20 protein-coding genes and 2 tRNA genes are annotated in these 22,722 nt (G+C 27.3%); 9 read left to right on the forward strand and 13 right to left on the reverse strand.

Annotation, left to right across the window (positions count from 1 at the left end; genetic code table 11):
- Genes xth through BVAVS116_RS02655 form a run of 3 tightly spaced genes read left to right on the forward strand, consistent with a single transcriptional unit; the run spans position 1 to position 4,340 of the window.
- Entirely contained in the window at positions 1 to 768 is a 768-nt protein-coding gene (gene xth / locus BVAVS116_RS02645; protein WP_006068778.1) for an exodeoxyribonuclease III, read from the forward strand.
- Positions 769 to 784: 16 nt separating this feature from the next.
- A complete protein-coding gene (locus BVAVS116_RS02650; protein ID WP_006068892.1) occupies positions 785 to 1,558 on the forward strand; it encodes a hypothetical protein in 774 nt (257 codons plus the stop codon).
- On the forward strand, positions 1,539 to 4,340 hold the full coding sequence (locus tag BVAVS116_RS02655; protein WP_006068973.1) for a M16 family metallopeptidase: 2,802 nt from the start codon (positions 1,539 to 1,541) through the stop codon (positions 4,338 to 4,340). The genes BVAVS116_RS02650 and BVAVS116_RS02655 overlap by 20 nt, the downstream gene beginning before the upstream one ends.
- A gap of 159 nt (positions 4,341 to 4,499) precedes the next feature.
- On the opposite strand, the gene BVAVS116_RS02660 is transcribed toward BVAVS116_RS02655, so the two are convergent.
- The 6 genes from BVAVS116_RS02660 to fusA form a co-directional block, all read right to left on the reverse strand.
- Positions 4,500 to 4,572: transfer RNA gene (locus tag BVAVS116_RS02660), tRNA-Lys, on the reverse strand.
- A 108-nt stretch (positions 4,573 to 4,680) separates the two neighbouring features.
- A tRNA-Lys gene (locus BVAVS116_RS02665) sits at positions 4,681 to 4,753 on the reverse strand.
- A 48-nt stretch (positions 4,754 to 4,801) separates the two neighbouring features.
- Positions 4,802 to 5,446, reverse strand: a complete 645-nt coding sequence (locus BVAVS116_RS02670; protein ID WP_006068665.1) for a tetratricopeptide repeat protein — start codon at positions 5,444 to 5,446, stop codon at positions 4,802 to 4,804.
- The gene (locus BVAVS116_RS02675; protein WP_006068804.1) at positions 5,443 to 5,799 is read right to left on the reverse strand and encodes a bactofilin family protein; all 357 of its coding nucleotides are present in this window, start codon (positions 5,797 to 5,799) and stop codon (positions 5,443 to 5,445) included. Before BVAVS116_RS02675 ends, BVAVS116_RS02670 begins: the two co-directional genes overlap by 4 nt.
- Before the next feature lie 80 nt (positions 5,800 to 5,879).
- Positions 5,880 to 6,578 (reverse strand): Bax inhibitor-1/YccA family protein, encoded by a 699-nt coding sequence (locus tag BVAVS116_RS02680; RefSeq protein ID WP_006068465.1) that lies wholly within the window; start codon positions 6,576 to 6,578, stop codon positions 5,880 to 5,882.
- Positions 6,579 to 6,609: 31 nt separating this feature from the next.
- Positions 6,610 to 8,691 (reverse strand): elongation factor G, encoded by a 2,082-nt coding sequence (gene fusA, locus BVAVS116_RS02685; RefSeq protein ID WP_006068556.1) that lies wholly within the window; start codon positions 8,689 to 8,691, stop codon positions 6,610 to 6,612.
- A 297-nt stretch (positions 8,692 to 8,988) separates the two neighbouring features.
- Between fusA and BVAVS116_RS02690 the strand changes: the two genes are divergently transcribed.
- The 5 genes from BVAVS116_RS02690 (at position 8,989) to BVAVS116_RS02710 (ending at position 13,490) form a co-directional block, all read left to right on the forward strand.
- Entirely contained in the window at positions 8,989 to 9,216 is a 228-nt protein-coding gene (locus BVAVS116_RS02690) for a KTSC domain-containing protein (RefSeq protein ID WP_006068359.1), read from the forward strand.
- 239 nt (positions 9,217 to 9,455) lie between these two features.
- Positions 9,456 to 9,983 (forward strand): tetratricopeptide repeat protein, encoded by a 528-nt coding sequence (locus tag BVAVS116_RS02695; RefSeq protein WP_006068319.1) that lies wholly within the window; start codon positions 9,456 to 9,458, stop codon positions 9,981 to 9,983.
- A gap of 117 nt (positions 9,984 to 10,100) precedes the next feature.
- The gene (locus BVAVS116_RS02700) at positions 10,101 to 10,751 is read left to right on the forward strand and encodes a hypothetical protein (RefSeq protein WP_006068976.1); all 651 of its coding nucleotides are present in this window, start codon (positions 10,101 to 10,103) and stop codon (positions 10,749 to 10,751) included.
- A 150-nt stretch (positions 10,752 to 10,901) separates the two neighbouring features.
- The gene (locus BVAVS116_RS02705; protein WP_006068254.1) at positions 10,902 to 12,122 is read left to right on the forward strand and encodes a ribose-phosphate pyrophosphokinase; all 1,221 of its coding nucleotides are present in this window, start codon (positions 10,902 to 10,904) and stop codon (positions 12,120 to 12,122) included.
- Between the two features lie 3 nt (positions 12,123 to 12,125).
- Positions 12,126 to 13,490, forward strand: a complete 1,365-nt coding sequence (locus BVAVS116_RS02710) for an FGGY-family carbohydrate kinase (RefSeq protein ID WP_006068244.1) — start codon at positions 12,126 to 12,128, stop codon at positions 13,488 to 13,490.
- Here the strand turns inward: BVAVS116_RS02710 and BVAVS116_RS02715 are convergent.
- Genes BVAVS116_RS02715 through BVAVS116_RS02740 form a run of 6 tightly spaced genes read right to left on the reverse strand, consistent with a single transcriptional unit; the run spans position 13,473 to position 18,720 of the window.
- Positions 13,473 to 14,219, reverse strand: coding sequence for an SPOR domain-containing protein (locus BVAVS116_RS02715; RefSeq protein ID WP_006068452.1), 747 nt, complete (start codon positions 14,217 to 14,219; stop codon positions 13,473 to 13,475). The genes BVAVS116_RS02710 and BVAVS116_RS02715 overlap by 18 nt on opposite strands.
- Positions 14,194 to 14,820: a dephospho-CoA kinase gene (gene coaE / locus BVAVS116_RS02720; RefSeq protein WP_006068925.1), complete on the reverse strand. Its 627-nt coding sequence runs from the start codon at positions 14,818 to 14,820 to the stop codon at positions 14,194 to 14,196. The genes BVAVS116_RS02715 and coaE overlap by 26 nt, the downstream gene beginning before the upstream one ends.
- Complete coding sequence (polA, locus tag BVAVS116_RS02725) at positions 14,802 to 17,525, reverse strand: DNA polymerase I (protein WP_006068819.1); 2,724 nt, start codon at positions 17,523 to 17,525, stop codon at positions 14,802 to 14,804. Before polA ends, coaE begins: the two co-directional genes overlap by 19 nt.
- A complete protein-coding gene (locus BVAVS116_RS02730; RefSeq protein WP_006068652.1) occupies positions 17,522 to 17,923 on the reverse strand; it encodes a hypothetical protein in 402 nt (133 codons plus the stop codon). The genes polA and BVAVS116_RS02730 overlap by 4 nt, the downstream gene beginning before the upstream one ends.
- Entirely contained in the window at positions 17,913 to 18,329 is a 417-nt protein-coding gene (gene fliS, locus BVAVS116_RS02735; protein WP_006068517.1) for a flagellar export chaperone FliS, read from the reverse strand. Before fliS ends, BVAVS116_RS02730 begins: the two co-directional genes overlap by 11 nt.
- Before the next feature lie 10 nt (positions 18,330 to 18,339).
- Positions 18,340 to 18,720 carry a response regulator gene (locus tag BVAVS116_RS02740; RefSeq protein ID WP_006068461.1) on the reverse strand — a complete coding sequence of 127 codons (381 nt, stop codon included), beginning with the start codon at positions 18,718 to 18,720 and terminating at the stop codon, positions 18,340 to 18,342.
- A 247-nt stretch (positions 18,721 to 18,967) separates the two neighbouring features.
- Here BVAVS116_RS02740 and ligA point away from each other — a divergent pair, with 247 nt between their 5' ends.
- On the forward strand, positions 18,968 to 20,950 hold the full coding sequence (gene ligA, locus BVAVS116_RS02745; RefSeq protein WP_006068397.1) for an NAD-dependent DNA ligase LigA: 1,983 nt from the start codon (positions 18,968 to 18,970) through the stop codon (positions 20,948 to 20,950).
- 22 nt (positions 20,951 to 20,972) lie between these two features.
- On the opposite strand, the gene BVAVS116_RS02750 is transcribed toward ligA, so the two are convergent.
- Positions 20,973 to 22,487 (reverse strand): hypothetical protein, encoded by a 1,515-nt coding sequence (locus tag BVAVS116_RS02750; RefSeq protein WP_006068236.1) that lies wholly within the window; start codon positions 22,485 to 22,487, stop codon positions 20,973 to 20,975.
- Positions 22,488 to 22,722 lie beyond the last annotated feature (235 nt).

Genomic DNA, 22,722 nt, shown 5'->3' on the forward strand with positions numbered 1-22,722 from the left:
ATGAAATTAATTTCATGGAATGTAAATGGAATTAGAGCTGTTTTAAAGAAAGGTTTTCTTGAGTTTGTAAAAGAATATGCCCCAGATATTTTATGTGTTCAAGAAACTAAAGCTTTAAGAGAACAGTTGCCAAAGGATTTAATTCTTGAAAATTATTATTCTTATTTTTCAAAGTCAAAGATTAAAGGTTATAGTGGTGTTTGTATTTACTCTAAAGTTGAGCCTATTGCTGTAAATTTTCTTGGAAAAGAAATTTTTGACAATGAAGGCAGAGGTATAATAGCCTATTATGATGATTTTGTATTGATTAATGGTTATTTTCCCAATTCTCAAGCTTTAAGAAGAAGGCTTGTTTATAAACTTGATTTTTTATCGTATATTGAGAATTTGATAGATTCTCTTGTAAATGGTGGAAAAAATGTAGTAATTTGTGGTGATTTTAATATTGCTCATACTGAGATTGACCTTATAAGCCCCGATTCTAATAGAGACTCTCCCGGATATTATATTGAAGAAACGACTTGGATAGATAATTTTTTAAACAAAGGATATGTAGATACATTTAGGATATTTAATAAGGAGCCTGGTTATTATACTTGGTGGAACTATAGAACAGGAGCTAGGGAGAAAAATATGGGTTGGAGAATTGATTATTTTGTTGTTAATGAATTTTTTAAGAGAAATGTTAAAAAATCTCTAATTTTAGACAAAGTAATGGGAAGTGACCATTGTCCTGTTTTTTTAGAGTTGGCTGATGTAGTTAGTTAAAGGGGAGGAAGTTGGATTGAAAAAAAACATTGCAATTTTTTATTTAATATTTGTTGTTACTTTTAGTTTTGGTATTAATTTAAATGATTTTGATTTTTATCGTAGTCTTGAAAAGGAAGAATTGATGTTTCTTATTAATTTGCTAAAAAGAGAGCAACTTACTTTGGCAAATAGTTGTGCTTTAGAGTATATTGAGTTAGCTCATAAGGCGTTAAAAGAAAAAAATATAAATTCATTATTTAAAAATAACAAAGAATTAGTATTAGATAGTAATATTAATCATTTAAGACAATCTAAGGCTTATAACAATGCAAGGCTTATCTTTAGCGCTTCAAAGGATTTGAATACTTTGGTTCATATTGGCAAGGATGGACTTTTAAAAACTTTAGACGGAAGAAATGTAGGTGTTAATAATAATAAATTTATTATTTTAGATTCTTTTTTGAATAACTATTTTTATGATGATGTGCCAAGTGAATATACTACTATTGAAATTTATAATAAAAGCATTTTAAAGCCTAATTTAAATAAATTTCTTCTAGATAAGCGCTCAAATCCTTTTGTTTATCTTGAAGATTTTAATAAAAACGTTTACTTAAATGATATTCCAAAATTAAGCAAAGAAGAGTTGTTGTTTTTATTTTATGAACTATTTCCAGCTTCTAAGCTAAAGAGTTTAAAAGATTGGAATGATTTTGGATTTTCATCTATTTTAAAAGCATTGAATAAAATTTATTCTAAAAAAATAAATTCAATAAGAGGGAGTACAAATGAATTATCAAAGAATTAAAAATTATTTTAAATTTACAGGTGTTTTCCTATTTTTTTTGTTTTCCTGTATTTCTAATGAGTTAAAGTTAGATAAAAGTTTGGTAAAGGGAAAGCTTGCTAATGGACTGAGGTATTACATTTATAAAAATCAAACCCCAAAGAATGCTGTTAATATGGGAATTGTCTTTAATGTAGGCTCTCTTAATGAAGAAGATAATGAGAGAGGCATAGCTCATTATCTTGAACATATGGCTTTTAATGGTACAAAAGATTATCCAGGAAATTCTATTATTGATGTTCTTAAAAAATTTGGAATGCAATTTGGTGCTGATATTAATGCTGCTACTAGTTTTGATTTCACTTATTATAGGCTTGATTTGTCAGATGGTAATAATAAAGATGAAATTGATGAATCTATGAATATTTTGAGGAACTGGGTTTCTCAAATTAGTTTCATGAAAGAAGAAATAGATCTTGAGCGCAATATTATTATTGAGGAAAAAAAGCTTGGTGAAACTTATCCTAGAAGGATTTATGAAAAAATGTATAAGTTTTTAGCAAGTGGAAGTATTTATGAATTTAGGGATCCTATTGGACTTGAAGAGCAGATTTTGTCGTTTCAGCAAGAAGATTTTAAAAAATTTTATCGAAAGTGGTATAGGCCAGAACTTGCAAGTGTTATTGTGGTAGGAGATATTGATCCTATAGAAATTGAAGAGAAAATAAAGAAACAATTTATTTCTTGGAAAAATCCAGCTGATAAAATTAAAAAGGTAAAAATAAATTTAGATGTAGCGTTTAAAGATAAGTTTTTACTTTTAGAAGATTTGGAAGTAGGGGAACCTGGTTTAATGTTCTTTAAAAAAGAGATTGTTAATCTTGTTAAGACTAAAGATGACGTTTTAAATGATCTTAAAAGGTCTTTATTGGCGACTCTTTTTGAAAATAGATTTTCTGAATTAAAGACTGCTGGAGTAAAGCATTTTAAAAATGTTTCAAATAAAGATTTTTTTTCATTAAAATCAGACGACAATACTATTGTTGCAAGATCGATTTCCTTAAATTTTAATTCAGATTATTTGAAAGAAGGAATAGAAGACTTTTTTTACGAGCTTGAGAGAATAAGAAAATTTGGATTTACCCAGGGTGAGTTTGAAAAAATTAGATCTCAATTTTTCAAATCTTTAGGATTAAGAAAAAAGAATATAAATAAAACAAATTCATGGACTATTTTTCAAGATTTAATAGATATTGCTATTGATGGTTCTAACAAATTCGATATGAGTGAATATTGTGATCTTTCTGTTAAATATTTGGAAAAACTTGATTTAAAGACAATAAATAATCTAGTAGGAAAAGAGTTCGATGTGAAAAATTGTGCAGTTTTTTATTCTTACTATGGGAAAGTACATCCTACTTTAGCTTTTGAAGATATTGATAATCTTCAAAAAATAGCTTTAAAAAGAGAATTTAAGTTTTATGAGAATGCTTCAATTGAAGGTAAATTTTTTAAAAAGTCTTTAGATAATAAGGATATTATTAAAGAAAATGAGCTTGAAAATAAAATTTCATCATTTATTCTTGAAAATGGGGTTGAAGTTTATTTTAAATATAATGATCAAAAAAAAGGTATAATTGATTTTAGTGCAACTTCTTGGGGCGGTTTACTCAATGAGGATTTAAGACTTATTCCTATTTTATCTTTTGCTCCTGGAGTAGTATCTGGTTCAGGGTATGGTGATTATTCTGCATTACAGATTGAAAAATATTTATCAGATAAAGCTGTTTCTTTAAGTGTTGCTGTTGGAGCACAAGAATCATATATTACCGGAAGTTCAGATAAAAAAGATCTTGAAACTCTTTTTGAGCTTATATATTTTACTTTTAAGGAACCCAAAATAGATGATGTTTTTTTGCAAAATACTATTAATAATATAAAAGCATTAATAAAAAGTAATGAAAATAGTTCTAATTATCATTTTGAAAAAGCTATTAGTAAATTTTTAAACAATAATGATCCTAGATTTAGAGATACAAAAGATAGTGATTTAAAATATTTTACAAAAGAAAATATTTTATCTTTTTATAAGAAAAGGTTTACTTATGCGAATAATTTTAAGTTTGTCTTTGTTGGAGACTCAGATATTCAGACAATAAAAGCTTATTCAAAGAAATATTTGGGTAATCTTGACTTTAAAAAAATAAGCGAGTATAAAGATTTAGATTATTCTTACAGTAAAAATTTTAATAAAATAGTTGTAAGAAAAGGAAAAAATTCAACTAGCTTTGCGTATGTAGTTTATCCTTTTAAATTTAATTATTCAGTAGAGGCCTCATTAAATTTCAATGCTTTAGCAGATCTTTTAACGGATGGTCTTATAAAAAATATTAGAGAAAAAATGTCTAGTGTTTATGCAATTCAAGCCTTTTTTGATTCCAATTTAAGAAAAAATGCAGATTCTGATGGCATTTTATCTATATTCTTTACTACTGAGCCTAAAGATCTGGATAATGTTTTAAATTCTATTAATAGCTATATGAATGAAAGGCAAAAGATAGATTTTAATGATAAAGATTTTTCTTATGTTAAGAAAAATTATATTAAAAATACAAAAATAAATTCAGAGAAGAATAATTATTGGATTTCAAATATATTGGCATCATTATCTTGGTATGGAGTATTCAAGAATAATTTTGGCGTTAAATTTGTAGAGACAAATTTAAGTAAAGATTTTATAAATGAATTTTTTAAGAAAATTAATCTTGATGAAAGAGCAGAAATATTATTAATACCCGAATAGCTTATTCTATTTGAAACAAAATTCTTGTTTTTTAATAAACTTAAAAAGCAAGAATTTTGAATATAATTTTTCCTTAGCGAGACATCCTCTAGGGGAATCGAACCCCTCTTGCCAGGATGAAAACCTGGAGTCCTGACCGATAGACGAAGAGGACAAAAGTGAGCTCAGTAGGACTCGAACCTACGACAAACGCCTTAAAAGGGCGCTGCTCTACCACCTGAGCTATGAGCCCAAAAGTCATTTTATGACCATCGAAAGTAATAATATATTTAATTTCCAATAATGTCAAGTTAAATTGGCATAAAATTGATAATTTATACCAAAAAGGTACTTAACAATTTGAGCTGCACAGGACTTGAACCTGTAACCAGCGGATTAAGAGTCCGATGCTCTACCACTTGAGCTAGCAGCCCAGTTTATTAATTTACTAACAATAAGAATAATTTTTTATAAATTGAATGTCAAGGAGTATTGTTGCTTTTTTTTAATTCTTCTAGTAAATTTTTTGCTTCTAGATTATTGGGATAGATTGTAAGAAGTTTAATTAGTGCCTCTTTTGCTAATATTTTATTTTTTGCATTTATTCTTGATCTTGCTAATTTTATTAATAGGTTTTGGTTATTAGGAGCAAATCGCAATGCATTTTCGTATGCAAAATCCGCTTCATTATATCTTTTTAGTTCATAAAAAGAATCTGCAATCAAATTATAAACTTTTATTATTCTTGCTCCTTTAGAATCAAGACTAATATATTCTTGAAAGTATTTTAATGCATTTTCATAATTTTTTTGGAAAAAATAAGCTTCTCCTAGTGCTTGAATAATTCTTATGTCATATTTTTTAATGCCAAGGCCTATAATCGCCTCTTTTTCGGCTCTTTTGTATTCTCCTATAGCTATTAAGCTCCATATTAAGATTGTTCTAGCATCTAAGTTGTTAGGATTTAACCGAATTTCTTCTAACGTGTTTAAAATAGCTTCTTTAAATTTTCCCTCTTTATAAAGAAGGAAAGAGTCTTCTTTTTCTTTAGGTTGTGATTGTCCAAATAATAAGCTTGAATTGGATAGCAGAATTAAAGTTATTTGTAATAGAAAAAAAAATTTCATTCTTCAAAATCCTCCATTTCGCAATTCCCTTTAAATATTGCTCCAGAATCAATAAAAAGTTCTTTGGTTTTAATGTTTCCTATTAATTTGCCGGTTTTGTATATTTTAATTGTTTCTAAAGCTTCAATATTTCCTTTTATTTTTCCATGATTTAGTAAATGTTGGCATTTTATTTCAGCTTCAACATTAGCTTTTTCCCTTAGATAGATTGAGTTTGATGAATTTATTAAGCCTTTAAGCTTTCCTTCTATTATTATGGGCTTATTACTTTCAATATAACCTTCAAATTCAAAATTTTTTTTTATTACATTTTGAGTATTACTTTCTTCGAATTCTAAGCTGTCTATGCTCATTAAAACCTCTAAAAATAAATGCTTATAAGTTAAAGCATTTATTTTTGATTGAATTTTTATAAAAATATTTTATTATTATTTTAATCGTTTCTTCTTTGGCCCAAAAATCTTAAAAGATATAAGAATAAATTAATAAAATCTAAATAAAGCTTAAGTGACGCTACAACCGCCATTCTATTTTTTACTTCAGTATCGTCTTGAAGCATTTTATCCATTTTAGCAATATTTTGAACGTCATAAGCTGTAAGTCCTGTGAATATTATTACGCCCAAAATAGATATAAGGAAATTAAGGCCCGAGCTTCTAAAAAACATATTAACAAGGGATGCGATAATGATTCCCCATAAGCCCATTATCATATAGCTTCCCATTTTTGTTAGATCTGTTGTTGTGGTGTATCCATAAACAGACATTCCAAGAAATGTTCCAGCAGTAATTCCAAAGGTGAATACTATTGATCCTTGTGTATAAATCATAAATATGGAAGATAATGTTACTCCTGTTAGTGCTGAGTAGAGTAAAAAAAGAGCTATTGCGGTATTGCTTGATATTTTGTTAAGAGCGCCGCTTATTGCATATACAAGTCCAAATTGTATAAGTATTATAGTCATAAATGACATTGGATTTGAGAATATTATTGCTTTGATTGTTTGATTTTCTGAGGTTGCATATGCAAACATTGCTGAAATTAAAAGTCCAATTGACATAAGCCCAAAAACTTTGGCTAAAAACTTATTTTTTATTAGTATCTCTTGTTTTTCTTGTGTTAAATCGATCATAATAAAGCCTCCTTATTATTAATATTTATTATTAAGATTTGTTTTGATCGTTAAATTTCTTTCGAAGGTCATCAAATATAGCACTTGGAACTTTTCCATATTTTAAGAATTCCATTGAGAACTCTGCTTTTCCTTGGGTAGAGGATCTAAGGACTGTTGAAAATCCAAACATTTCGCTTAAAGGTACCTCAGCCTCAACTTTTGAAAAACTTCCATCTTCTAGCGAACCTGTTATTATTCCTCTTCTTTGGTTTAAAAGTCCAAACATATTCCCCTGGAATTCGGTAGGCCCTTCAAGGGTAACTTTCATTATTGGCTCAAGGATTGTAGGCTTTGCTTTTTCGTAAGCCTCTCTAAAAGCACCAATTGCTGCTAATTGGAATGCAATATCAGATGAGTCAACAATGTGATATTGGCCATCATTGATTGTAATTTTTATATCAACTATAGGAAAACCAATTAATGTCCCTTTTTCCATTGCCTTTTGGAATCCTTTGTCACATGATGGGATATATTCTGTTGGGATTACTCCTCCTTTTATCAGATTAACAAATTCGTATGTTTCTCCTTCTTTATTAAGAGGTTCCATAAATCCGGCAACTCGTCCAAACTGACCAGCTCCTCCAGATTGCTTTTTGTGAGTATAGTTGAATTCAGCTTTTCCTGTAATTGTTTCTCTATAGGCTACTTGTGGCATTCCGGTTTCAACTTCTGCTTTGAATTCTCTTTTCATTCTTTCAATGTAAACCTCTAGGTGTAGTTCTCCCATGCCTTGAATTATTGTTTCATTTGATTCAATGTCAACATAAGTTTTAAATGTTGGATCTTCTTTTGTAAATCTTCCAAGAGCTTTAGCCATATTGTCAGCAGATTTTTTGTCTTTCGGTTTTACAGAAAGAGAAATTACTGGATCTGGAATAAACATTGATGTCATTGAATAGCTGATCGATGGATCACAAAATGTATCTCCTGATGCACATTCTATTCCAAATAAAGCAACAATGTCGCCGCTTCCTCCAAATTCAATGTCTTCTGTATTATTAGCATGCATTCTGATAAGTCTTCCGACTTTGAATTTTTTAGAAGTTCGTGAGTTGATAAGTTCTTGTCCTTTTTTTAAAGTCCCTTGATAGATTCTAACATAGGTTAATTGACCATATTGTCCGTCTTCAAGTTTAAATGCAAGAGCAACAGTTGGGAGATCGTTGTTAATTTTAAGATCGACTTCTTTTTCATTATTATTAAGGTCAAGAGCGGTGTTTTTTATATCATGGGGGGATGGTAAAAATCTGGTTACAGCATCTAAGAGTAATTGTACCCCCTTGTTTTTATAGGCAGATCCCATAAATACAGGACATAATTTTAAAGCCAATGTTCCCGTTCTAATTGCATTGTATATTATTTCAATGGGGACATCTTTTCCTTCCATGTGCAATTCCATAAGTTCATCATTAAAGTCGGCAAGAGCATCAAGCATTATTTCTCGTTTATTTTTTGCTTCTTCTAAGAGATCTGAGGGTATTTCTTTTTCTATTATTTCTGTTCCATCTTTTCCTTCAAAATAGTAAGCTTTCATTAATACAAGGTCTACAACTCCAATATGTTTGTCTTCTAATCCGATTGGGATTTGCATTAAAACGGAGTTTAAGTCAAGTTTTGATCTTAGTTGATCTTTTACATTGTAGGGATTTGCCCCAGTTTTATCACATTTGTTTACAAATGCAAGGCGAGGTACGCTGTATCTTTTAAGTTGGCGATCAACAGTTATTGATTGGGATTGAACTCCTGCAACAGAATCAAGAACCAATATTGCTCCGTCAAGTACCCTAAGAGATCTTTCAACTTCAATTGTAAAATCTACGTGACCAGGTGTATCAATAATATTTATTGGAAAATCTTTCCATTCAACGTGAGTTGCAGCTGATGCTATTGTGATTCCTCTTTCTCTTTCAAGTTCCATTGAATCCATTGTTGCGCCAACCCCATCTTTGCCTTTTACTTCGTGAATTGCATGAATTTTATTGCAATAAAAAAGAATTCGTTCTGTAAGAGTAGTTTTTCCTGAATCGATGTGAGCGCTAATACCGATGTTTCGTAATTTATTGTAGTCCATTAGACATTATCCCTCCTGATGATATGTGAGTAAAAGATTAACTATCTTAGTAATTCTACAAAATTTTTTTTTAAAAATCTATCTCATATCATTTTATGTTATTAAACATTTTAAAGTTTGAACTATTTAAGAACATGTTTGCGGTTTACTTGATTAAAGTTTTATTAATGTATATCCTTATATTAAGGAATATATCATTTAGTAGATTTTGATTTTATTGATTAAAACTTTTTATTTAGTGAATTAACTCTTACTTTATTATTATACTCCTAAGATAATTATTTGGAGGAATTTGAGTTGGAAACTTTAACAATATCTAATGAATTAAGCAAAATATCACAGGTAGGTTATGATTCTTCTGTGTCTGAGCTTTCTGTATTTTTTAAGGATGGAAGAGCTTATAAATATTTTAAAATTGAACCGAGACATTTTAATGTAATATCTAAACTTATTGAGGACAAAAGATCAGTTGGTAAATATTTAACAGAAAATATATTTAATAAGTATGATCAAGAAAAGCTTTAATTTATTTTTTAGATAGTATAAAAGCCCTTTTGTTTTTAAACAGGAGGGCTTATTTATGGTTAACTTTTGGAGTTATAAGTTTTATTTTGTTTTATTCTATAATCATCGATATGGTTTGTTTAATTTTAAAATTTAATATTTAATAGCTTTAAAGTTTTATATTTTGATTATTATTAGATTTAGTGCTATTTTGCTGCTTTGAATAATTTAAATAATATTAAGGATTCAAGTAAATTTTTATGTATAAATTGTTGTTTATTATTGTTTTTATTTTGTCTTGCAGTTCTATTTTTAAAGAGTATCAAAATATATCGGATGAATATTATAAGCTTGCAAAATTAAATGAAGAGCTTGGTAATGATGAAACTTCTGTTTTTTTATATGAAAAATCTATTAAATTTAATATTAATTCTGGTGATGATTCAAGTTACAATTTTATTTTAGCTTACATTAATTTGAAAAAATATGTAGAGGCTGAGTTAAAACTTAATTCCATTATAGAAGAAGATCCAGAAAATATTTTGTTAATTAATTTGAAGGGATATTTGCTCTTTAAGAAAAATGATTTAGATAATGCTTTGATTTATTATTTGAAAACTCTAGAATTTGCGCCTGCAAATAAAGAGGCTTTATTTAATATTTTTTACATTTATCATTTAAAGAACGACAAAAAAAATGCAAAAAAATATATTTTAAGATACAAAGAGCTAAATCATCCTATACCAAGTGGTGCAGAAGAAATAGTGTCTTCTGTTGTTAAGAATTAATTTTTTAATTTTTTGTTTACTTTTTACTTTTTTACTTTATGAGAATTATTATATAATAAGGTGTGCAATAATAAACCCTGTTTTATTTTTCATAAATTTTTGTAGGAGATCTTGTATATGATTAGGCTTAAAGTTTTAATTTTGTGTTTATTTGGGATTTTTGTGGTTAATGGTTTTACAGATACTAATTTTGAATTCAATTTTGGTGGTGGGGTTGCTTTTCCTGTTAGTCCCTTTTCAAGTTTTTACAATGAGGCTTTAGAGATTAATGCGAAGCTTAAGCAAAATTTGCCTTCAAATTTATCTCCAATAGAAAAAGAAGATATAGTCCAATCTTTTTCTGATTTGGCCAATATTGCTAAAGCTGGAATAAAATATGGGACTTATGCTCAATTTGGTGCTAAATTTGATGATTTTGTTTCTGTTGGATTTGAGCTTTTGTTTGACATGAATCTTCTTAAAGTAATAAAGCGTTCAGATGGAACTGCAAATGAAAATTTTTCGTTTATTATGGCAATAACACCAAGATTTTATACAAAATTAGATTTTTTTGTTTTAGCTTTAGCGTTTTTCACCGGGCCTAAGATCAATATAGCTACTTCTGCTGGAGATTCTGTTTTAGCAGAATTGGGAACAATGGGCTGGGATATTGGTGCTAGACTTTCATTCTCTTTTTTAATTCTTGAAGGTTACTATGTTTGGAATATTCAAAACGTTAAATTTTCTGATTTCAAGTTTGGAATAGGATTTGAATTTGGAATTGTGTAGTTTACATAATATTTTTTGATTTTTCTTTATTAATGAAGCTAAAATATTTTAATGACCTTGTTTTAAAAAATTGTAGTTGTTTTATGCATATAAGTTATGTTAATTATCAAATTAAGATTGTTAAGATATTCTTAAAAAACGAGGAGTTAGGTGGATTTACTTAAAAAAAAATCAATAGGAATTATTGCTTGTCCTGGGGGTAGAGTTTTCGCCAGTAAAATAATAAAAGAGCTTGAAAGAATATTTATAAATGTTGAAAATGATATTGTAAATAGTATATGTCAAAATTCTAAAGCCTTAAAGGAAGAAATTTTTAAGATTGAAAAAGTTTTATCTCCTTTTTTAGAAGGTCTTAGTTTATCTACTCTTAAAAGTAAAGAGCCTTTAGAAATTCCTGTGAAATTTGTTAAATTCGCTAATGGCGAATTTAAAACTGAAATTTTAAAAACAATTAGAAATAAGGATATTTTTATTGTTCAAGATGTTGCTAATACTTACGAAGTTGAGATAAATAATAGTGAAAAAATAATTATGACAGTTAATGACCATATAATGAATTTAATGACAACAATAGATGCTTGTATTCAGGCTAAAGCCAATTCTGTTAGTGTTATTATTCCCTCTTATCCTTATTCAAGGCAAGATAAAAAACATTCAAGAGAATGTTTAACGGCAAGTCTTATTGGAAGATTTTTAGAAGAGCTGGGAATTAGACATATTTTAACTTTAGACATTCACTCAAAGGCCATTGAGAATGTATTTAGGAAAGTTTATTTTGAAAATTTAAACGTTTCTTACGAAATTTTTAGGTCTCTTAGGGATTTGATCGACATTAAAGATTCTAATCTAGTTATTGTTTCACCTGATACAGGTGCTGTAAGTAGGAATAAATTTTTTGCATCAAGCCTTAAGAGTCCCCTTGCTTTGCTTTATAAGGAAAGGGATTATTCAAGAGTTTCAAATGATGTTTCTGATTCAAATATTTCTGTAACCAAACTTTTAGGAGATGTTGAAGGTAAGAATGTTTTTATGAGCGATGATATGTTAGCTACTGGGGGTACTCTTATTAAGGCAATGAAATTGCTTAAAAGCATGGGCGCTAAAAAAATTATATGTGGGATTAGTTTACCATTTTTTAATGGAGACGCTATCAAATATTTTGACAAAGCTTATGAGGAAGGATATTTTTATAAAATAATTGGAACGAATGCTGTTTATCATAATGATGAATTAATAAATAAGCCTTGGTATTATGAAGCCAATGTTGCGCATCTTTTTGCAGATGCAATCTTTGCAATTTATAATAAAGTTGGTTTGCAAAAAATTCTTGACAGAAGGGATGATATTCAAAAATTAATTACCAAAGGTTGATTTATGAATGCTCTTAGTATTGATATTGGTACTAGTGTTTTAAAGGCAGCGTTAGTTAGTTCTGAAAGTGGAGTTTTAAGTTATATTGATATTAGTTATTCAGATTATTTTGATATCGATTTCGAAAATTTTGACTTTAATATCTGGCTTTTTGCCTTTAAAAAAGCTATATCCAATTTTCAGACTAGCAAAATAGATTGCATTTCTATTAGTGGTATTTCGCCATGTTTAATTGCTTTAAATTCAAATTTAATTCCTTTGGAAGTGTTACATTGGAATTCCCTTAAAATTAAGTCCGATTTTAGGAGTAAATCTGTATTTTTGCCCTATGTGCTTAGTACGGTTGAAAGAGGAATATATTCTAAAATAAGCTATTTTGTTTCTTGTTTTGAGTATTTTATTTATTTGCTTACAGGCAAGCTTTTTACAAGTTTCCCAAGTATAGAGTATATTCCTTTTATTTGGGATGATTTGGAGATAAAAAAATATGGGCTTGATAAGAACAAATTCCCTCCGTTCATAAAAATGGGAGAAAATGTTGGTGTTGTAACTTATAAAGCAGGAGTTGAATTTGGACTAAGTAGTGGAATTAGTGTAATTAATGCGGGATCAGATTATTTGAGTGTTTTGGTGGGGAGCGGTGCTTTTCAAGAAGGAATTGTGTCAAATAGAATGGGTACGAGTGAAGGATTTAATTTTGTTTCAAGTACATATTTACCTGGATTTTCTTTGGAATATCCTTATTTTTTAGAAGGATTTTTTATTATTGGGAGAATTGTTCCTTTTGGATATTTGATTCAATTATTAAAAGACAGTTTTTATAAAAAAAGTTTGACTTTTGAGTCGCTTTTAAAAAAAATTGTTAAAAGCGCCACTTTAAATGACGTATACTTTTATCCCAGCAAAATCAAACTTTTTAATGATTTGTTTATTTTAGATCCTTGTATTAGCAAAGATTTAAATAAGGGAATTTTTGGCAGTATTAAAAATCCATTAGAGATTGGTTTAGCAATATTTGAGTTTGTATGTTTTGCTTTTTATAACAGATTAGTAGAGTTAAAAGCCTATAAAAAAGAAATTTCAAGTATTTTTGTTAGTGGGTCTAATTCCGATAATTTGCTTTTAAATCAAGTAAAAGCAAATATTCTTGGCAAAGAGCTTAAGATTTTTGATTTTAAACATTCAGAGATTATTGGAGGAGCAATTCAAGTATTCTATTCTTTTAGAGAATTTGGCAGTTTAAATGAATCTTTTTTGAAGCTTGCAAAGATTAAGCATGTTGTATCGCCTATTATCGAGGTTCATGAAGAATATTTAGAAAAATATCAAAAATATGTTAATAATTACATTTTATTTGTTAACGGGTAATATGTAAGTTTCTTTAAATTCGCTTATTCCTGCTATCTTTTTAAGATCTGCTTTTGCTTCAGATTTTGTTTTGTAAGGACCAGATCTTACCCTGTAAATATCTTTATTATCTATTGTTGCAGAATATATTTTGGCAACTATACTATATTTGAGTAATTTTTGAATATAGTTGTCTGCATTGATTGGGTCTGAGAGTGATACAAATTGTATGTAATATTCTGTATTAGGGTCATACATATTATCAATATTTAAATTTTTTTGGGCTAATGATTGGGATTTTTCAATAATTTTTGATTTTTGAGAAGCATTAGGTATTTTTTGAGTTGTAGGTGAAGATTTTTCAATAATTTTTGATTTTTGAGAAGCATTAGGTATTTTTTGAGTTGTAGGTGAAGATTTTTCAATAATTTTTGATTTTTGAGAAGTATTAGGTATTTTTTGAGTTGTAGTTTTTTTTTCTTTATTTAAATCTTGCGTTAAATCTATGATTATTTCGTTTGGAGTTTCAGATACCTTTAAAGATTTTTCATTTTGGTCAACGTTTTCTAAAGAGCTTTCATCTTTAGCTTCTTCTAAAACAATATTTTTCTCTGCAATATCTGAGGCCAAATTTTTGTTTGGAAAGAAAATAATTGTCCCAAGAAATATTATGATACAAACTGTTGCAATCGAGGTTAATGCTACAAAAAATCCTTTGTTATTATCATTGTTTTCGTTTAAATCTTTCATAGTTAATGATCCCTTGCATTTTTCTTTCAATTTCTTTTTCTAGATATGCATAATTCTTATTATTAATTATATTGATTATTCTTAAGTTTATAATATTTTTTTTAAAAAAAATATCTTTTTGAATTTTGAGTATTTTATTGATTATATTTAAGTCAACGTTTGGCATAGAATATGATAATCTATTTTTTATTATGTGGGTCTTGGCTTTGACCACAATTATATAGTTGCAAAATTTTTCTAAATTTATTTTAAAAAGTAAAGCAGCATTGATAAGTATTTTTGTAGATTGGTTTTGAATTAGGATTTTTTTTATTTTGTTAAGTATGATTGGGTGCGATATGCTTTCAAGCTTTTTTAATTCTTTACTGTCGTTAAATACAAGATTTCTTATTAAGAGTCTGTCTATTTCATTTTTAGTATTTAATATTTTTTGACCGAGTATTTTAACTATTTCTTCTTTTTTTTCATGTAAGACTAAATGTCCAAGCTTGTCTGCATTTATTTCGCAAAATCCATATTTATTGCTAATTATTTTAGAGACAGTATCTTTGCCAGATGCAATTCTTCCTGTTATTCCAATGATTAATGGATTTCTCCCCATGATTTACCTGTTTCAATATTTGCTCTTAAAGGTAGACTTAATGTGTAAGCGGTTTCCATCATATTTTTTAATATTTTTTTTGTTTCATTTTCCTCTTCAATAGGAGATTCAATAAGCATTTCATCGTGCACCTGCAATAAGATTTTTGATTTCATTTTTTTACTTTTAAATTCATTAAATACTTTGATCATTGCAATTTTCATAATATCAGCGGCACTTCCTTGAATTATGCTATTTATTGCTATTCTTTCTGCGGCAGATCTTTCTAGATAATTATTGCTATTAATTTCTTTTATATATCTTCTTCGTTTTGAAATGGTTTCGCTATATCCAGTATTTCTTACGAAGTTTATTTGATTTGTTATGAACTCTTTGATCTTTGGGTAAGAGTCAAAGTAAGAGTTTATAAATCCTTTTGCTTCTTCTTTTGTAATTCCCAGCTCTTTTGCAAGTCTAAAATCTGACATTCTATAAATTATTCCGAAATTAATAGATTTTGCTATTCTTCTCAAGTTAGGAGTAATTTCTTTTTCTTCTATTTTAAAAAGCTTGGAAGCAGTTTCTGCATGAATGTCTTTATTATTTTCAAATGCTTTAATAAGGACTTCATCTTGTGATAAATGAGCAAGTATGGCAAGCTCAATCTGAGAATAATCAGCAGAAATAAAAATATTCCCATTTTCCGGTTTAAAGGCTTTTCTTATTTTTCGCCCTTTTTCTTCTTTTATTGGTATGTTTTGTAAATTGGGATTTATGCTGGTGATTCTACCAGTTGCTGTTTTTGTTTGTATGAAGTTTGTATGTAGTCTATTTGTTTTATAATTTATTAGTTCTGTCAAATTATCCGTGTAAGTACTCTTCAATTTTGCAATTTGTCTGTGTTTTATTAGGTTTTCAATTGATTCATGCTGTCCTTTGAGAGATTCAAGCACTTTTATATCAGTTGAATCTTTTTTCATTCTATCTGGTAATTTTAGATTTAATCTTTCAAATAAAACTTCATGCATTTGTTTTGGAGAATTTAGATTAAAATCAATTCCTATGCTTTTTATTATTTCGTTTTCGATTAATTCTAATTCTTTTCCAAGCTCTTTTCCATATTCTTTTAAATATTCCTTATCAAGGTAAATGCCATTTTCTTCCATTTCTATAATTACCCTGTTAAAAGGCATTTCTATTTCGTACATCAACTTATCGAGTCCGTCTTCTTTTAATTTTTCGTTAAATACATTGAATAATCTAAATGTAATATCAGCATCTTCGGATGAATAACTTGTTGCCATTTCTAGAGATATATGTGCGAAGTTATCATTTTTTTGTATTACATCTTCATATTTAATATTTTTATGCATTAAATATTTTTCTGCAAGAAAATCAAGCGATACTTTTGAATTTGTGTCAATAAGGTATGCTGCAATCATTGTATCAAAATAAGGTGGTATAGGGTCAAATCCATTATTTTTTAGTATTTTATAGTCAAATTTATAATTTTGACCAATTATTTTTGGCTTTGATTTAAATAGATTGTTAAATTTTTGTATTATATAATGTTTTTCTATGTAAACTTTTCCTTTGGCTTCGATTGGAATATAGTATCCTTCAAATTCTTTGAATGAAATTGAAATTCCAATTAATTTTGCTGTGTAGGTGTCAAGTGAAGATGTCTCTGTGTCTATTGATATGTATTTAGCTTTTTTAAGTTTTTCCATTAAACTGTCAAGCTCTTTTTTTGTTGTTATTGGATGGTATTTAACATTTTCTGTGTCAATTGTATTTAGATTATCTAAGCTGCTGATAGTAGATTCTTGCTTAAATAAACTTTTTTGATCCGCACTTTCTTCTTGTTTTAAGATGTCCTTTTTATAAGTTTTTATTAGAGAAATTGCTGAATGTTTTTCAAACAAAGATATTATCTCTTCACTAAAATTTTTTAAGGCGAAGTTTTCAATTTCTGGAATTTTTAAATTTTCTTCAAGACTTACAAGGTCATAGCTTAAAAAAGCATTTTCTTTTTCTCTGATTAAAATTTCTTGATGTTTTTTATTTATTAGTTCTAAATTTGAATATATTCCTTTTAATGTTTTAAATTCCCTTAATAAATTTGCTGCTCCTTTTGGTCCAATGCCTTTTATTCCGGGTATATTATCAGATCTGTCTCCAACAATAGCCAAATAATCTTTTATTTGAAAGCTATTTATTCCAAATTTTTTTATTACGTACTCATTGTTCATTTCGATAAAGCTGTTGTTTTCAATTTTAAGTATCTTTATATGCTCCGACATTGTTTGTAGTAAGTCTTTGTCAGGGGAAATAATGTAAGTTAAATAGTTGTTTTTTACAGCTTTTTTCGCAAAACTAGCTAAAAGATCGTCAGCTTCGTAGCCCTCGATCTCAAAGATTGGTATTTTTGCCTTTAAAAGGCCCTCTTTTATCCATCCGATTTGAGGGATTAAATCATTAGGGGGCGCATCTCTTGTTGCTTTGTAGTTTGGATATTTTTGTTTTCTAAAAGTTGGTATTTCTGAGTCAAATGCAATAATCAAATGTTCAGGATTTTTTTCTTTTATTATGAAAAATAATGTTTTAAAAAAGCCAATAAATGCGTTTACATTTTCTCCTTGTGTGTTTAAAAGTGGATAATTTTTCATTACGTGATAATTTCTAAATATTATGTTTAGTGCGTCAATTAGGTAAAGTTCTTTCATATTTTAATATCTAACATTATAGGCGAATTGTGTACTGTAATAGGGTTTTGATGTTTTTTGATTTTTGGTATTTTTCTTTTTGCATTTATAATTTGTTGTAAGATTTTAGAACAAGTTTGATATTTAATATATATTTCTTCTTTTAATAGGTTAATTTCTTTAATCAAATAATCGAAATTGTCCAATTTTTGGTTTTTATATTTCAACCATGCATTTATTGTTTTATAATAGTTTGTTATTGATTCTAATATTAAATCCTTTTTAGGATTGGTTACATTTAATATTCTTATTTCTTCTTTTTGCAATTCATCACTTTCTATTGTTAATAGTAACTTTAATTCTTTTAATTCTAATAATAAATTGCTAAAATATTTTTTTAAAATTTCATTAGCTGACAATATTGATTCCTAATTTATTGTGAGTAACATTATTTTCTTTTTTCAACTTTTTCCAGGTAAAGCTTAATATTTGCAATTGTTTTATAACATTGTCAATTTTGTGTATTTCTTTTTTTAAAAGAACATTTTCTAGCTCTTTATTTAGAAACGAGTATATTGAGAGTAAGTTTGTAGAAATGTTTCCACCCTTTTCAAAATTTAAGGTTGACATTAATTCGGTAATGATTTCTTGTGCATGAAAAATTTTTTCATTAGCTTTAATTGCATTTTGCCAATTTCCATCTTGTATAAGTTCTTTGGCAACTTTTAAATCCTGTATTGCTTTGTCATAAAGCATTATCAATATTGAGAGGGGGTTTGATGTGTTTATTTGTGTTTGTTTATATATGTTTTCTTTTGCTATCAAGATTTTCCCTCTAATCCAAAAGTTTAATTTGTTCTATTATTTGGTCTTTTTTAAAAGGTTTTGTAATGTATCCTCTAGCTCCAAGAGATAAAGCTTTTTGTATTAATTCTTGCTTTCCAATAGCCGTAACCATTAATATGTTAAGTTTTTTAGGCAATTTTTTATTAATTTCATATATTCTCTCAAGAGCTGTAATTCCATCCATTCCCATCATTGTTATATCGAGTGTTATTAAATCAATATTATTTTGTTTTTCAAATTCTTTAACAGCTTGAATTCCATCTTCGGCTTCTAAAAATTCTTTAAATCCTAATTGCTTTAAGATTTTTATTAAGTTTTTTCTCATAAAAAGTGAGTCATCAGCTATTAAAGCTTTTTTGCTTTCTTCCAAACAAGTACTCCTTCACTCATTCTAACATATTAAAATATCTTTAACGACAATTAAAATATAATTCACATTTTATAATATTGTTTTTTTGATTGATAGTTTTTATTTAAAGATTATTTTAGTTTAAATATAAGTAAAAATAATATGTGTTTTTGCTGTTTTTTTATAGTTTGTATAATAAAAAAATAAGCTTTTCTTGTGAATTTAGATTATTTGATAAAATAATAAAGAATATGTTAAATTTTACCCTATGAGCAGTAAAGTACAGCAAGAAATTGCAGACTTGAAGAAGTTAATCAGAAAGTGGGATAAAGAGTACTATGTTGATTCTTTGCCTAGCGTTGAAGATTTTATATATGATAAGCATATTTTAAGGCTTCAAGAGTTAGAAAGTAAATATCCCGAATACAAGACCTTAGATTCTCCTACTCTTAAATTTGGCAGTGATCTTTTAAATGACTTTGAAGAGGTTGAACATTCTGTTCCTATATTAAGTCTTGATAAAGTTTATGATCTTAATTTGCTCAAAACATGGATAGATAAGATTGATTTTAACGATTCTTTTAATATTTCTGTTGAGCCAAAGATTGATGGATGTTCGATTGTTCTTTATTATAAAGGTGGTATTCTTGAAAAAGCTCTTACTAGGGGTAATGGAAAATTTGGTAATGACGTTACTAAAAACGTTAAAACCATTAGGTATATTCCTTTATTTCTTGATGAAGAGGTTGATTTAGTATTAAGGGGAGAAGTTTATATTACTAAAGAAAATTTTTTTAAAATAAATAAGTTTTTGGAAAAGCCTTATAGTAATTCTAGAAATTTAGCTTCGGGAATACTTAGAAGGGTTGATAGCAGAGAAGTTGCTAATTTCCCTTTAAATATTTTCATTTATGATTTTTTAAATGCCGGATTGGAATTTAAAACTAATAATTTAGCTACTGCAAGACTTAAAAAATTGGGTTTTAAGGTTAATCCTTTGATTAGGTTTTTTGATCAAAAAAGTTCAATCAAAGAAGTTTTAAGTTATATAGCAGATATAACAAAAAAAAGAAATTCTTTTGAGTATGAAATAGATGGAGTTGTTCTTAAGGTTAGCGATTTTTCGCTAAGAGAAAGATTGGGGTATACTTCACATCATCCTAAATGGGCAATGGCTTACAAATTTGAAGCGCTTTCAGGTTTTAGTAGGGTAAATAGTATTGTTGTTCAGGTTGGGCGTAGTGGTAAAATTACTCCGGTTGCTAATATTGATAAAGTTTTTGTTTCAGGGGCTTTTATTACTAATGCAACATTGCACAATCAAGATTATATAATGTCGATTGATTTGAATGTTGGTGATGTTGTTAAAGTTTCAAGAAGGGGAGATGTAATTCCTGCTGTTGAAATGGTGATAAATAAATTTTCAACAGGATTTTTTAAAATTCCTGAAAATTGTCCAGCTTGTAAAACGGTTTTAGTAAAAGAAGGAGCACATTTTTTTTGTACAAATAATAATTGTCCTTCAGTAGTAATTGAGAGAATAAAATATTTTTGTAGTAAAAATTGCATGGATATTGAAGGGTTTTCTGATAAGATCATTTCTTTTCTTTTTGAAAAAAAGTTTATTTCTTCAGAAATTGATCTTTATATATTTAATTTTTGTAAACTTTTTGAATTTAAGGGGTTTAAAGGTAAAAGGGTAAGTAATTTAATAAATTCAATTGAAGCTAGCAAAAAGAAACCATTTAGCAAATTACTTCTTAGCATGGGAATTAAAGAATTGGGAGAAAACACAATAAGGTTATTGTTTCTTAATAATTTAAATTCATTTTCAAAACTTTTTAGTCTTTGTCAAGATAAGGATTTTGCTTTTTCAACACTGTTGAAAATTAAAGGGATAGGAGAGAAAATTGCTTTAAATATTATTGAAGCTTTTAATGATTCAATAATGATTAATAAGTTTAAATTTTTTGAAAATTTGGAATTTAAAATGGAAGAGTGTATTGTGATTGATGGTGAAAGTAGGTTATTAGCTGATAAAAAGTTTTGTATTACTGGAACTTTTGATGGTTATTCTAGGCCCATTATTATTGATAAGTTAAAAAATAAAGGAGCAATTTTTAAAGCTTGTGTAACTAAAGACTTAGATTTTCTTGTTGCAGGAGAAAAAGCTGGATCAAAACTTAAAAAAGCTTTGAATTTAAATATAAAAATTATGTCTTTTGAGGACATAAAAAGTTACTTGGATTAAATTAGATTTTAAAGATTTGTTTTTATTTAATTATTTTTATTTGCTTAAACTCAGGTTTTAGACTTTTATACATAATTCCCAGTTCGTGAATATTTGTGACTTCTATTAAGTTCCTAAAAAATTCTTCTTTATTTTTTAGAGTAGGGTTAATAAAATATTTTTTGAATTTATATTTTGAGATTATTTCATGATTTTTTAGAGCCCCATTTAAATTATTAGTTGGATCTATTTCAATATAGTATGTGTTTTCTTTTTTAAATGCAAATTGATCCCCTTTTTCTTTAAATTTATAGTTATTAAGGTATATGTCAGGGTAGATTTGAAAATCTGCTGTTTTGATCATAGTTGTTTTTGGAGTCTTTTTAGTATTTTCTTCAAGATCTTGGCTTTCATATTTTTCTATAGGTTTTACAGGCTTTAAATATTTATTTTCTAATTCGCTATTTTCTTCTAAGTCGTTATTTGTATTTGTAATACTTGGAGGAGCGAATGTTTCTTCGTTAAAAGATTTTTGAGAAATTTCTTTTTTTTTAAAATTATTTAATTCTTTTTGAAGTTTTAAAATAGTCTCTTCATTTTCTTTTATTTTATCTTCTAGCTCTTTAAGTTTGTGTTTATCATTTCTTATTTTTTTTTGATTTTCTTTGTTTATTGCTTCATTTGCGCTAATTTTCTTCCTCAGATCATTGATTATTTTTCCTATTGAAGATAAGTTTTCTTCAATTTCTTCTAAGTTTTTATCTGAGTCATCTTTTTTTTTGAAATTTCTTAGTTCTCTTTGCAAGTCCAAAATAGTATTTTCATTATCATTGATTCTATCTTCAAGCTCATCGAATTTTTTTTCATTAGTATCATAATATTTTTCATTTTTATGAAGATTTTCTTTTAGGTTATTTATTATTCCTTCATCAGAAGGATAGTTATCCTCATTTATTTCTTCAATTTCATCATCATATTCATAGTTTTCTTCAAAATCATCATCATTGACATCATTATCATCCTCTTCAATATTTTCAGTATTTGTTTTTTCATGATTTTCATACTCTTTCGGTCTGAGTTTTTCGTTAAGGAGTTTTTTTATTTCTAATATTTCGTTTTTTAATTTATTGGTTAAAATTTCATATTTTTTTGCTTTTCTTTCAATTGATTCTATTTTTTCTTTTTCATTTGCTGATGCTTTTTGATTTTGGATTTTTAGAAGTTTTTCTATATTTTTAATTTTATTTTCATAATTTTCAATTACAGATTTTAGATCATTTTCGTCCATTCTTTTTTTAAACAGTTTTTTGTCTCTTATATTTTCTGGTAACTTTAGATCTTTACCTCTTTTGGGGTCTTTATAAGAAACTATTTCTTTGCTTAAATGTTTTTGGGTATTTATTTGATCGTTTTTATTCCCATTATCTTTAAATTCTTCACTTAAGTCTTCTAAGGGAATTTCAATGCTAGAGTAGCTTATTGTATTATTAGCTCCAAATAATAATATACATGAAAGTATTATAAAATACTTAAAGCTTAGATTTTTTGTTTTATTCATAAAGTCCTTGTTTTTATTTAGAAAACATCTATAATTTATAATGTTAGCATAGTTTTTCCATATATCAAAAGCAATAAAAATCACTAGAGGTGTTATTTTTATTGACAAGTGGGTACTAATTTTAAATTAAGTTTTAAGCTAGTTTCTTATTAAATTGCTTTAAAATTGTTACATATGTTGGTAAGGTTAATTGTTTTTAAAATTTTATTTCTCAATCTTTTTTATTTATGTATAG

The sequence above is a fragment of the Borreliella valaisiana VS116 genome, assembly GCF_000170955.2.
GTDB lineage: Bacteria > Spirochaetota > Spirochaetia > Borreliales > Borreliaceae > Borreliella > Borreliella valaisiana.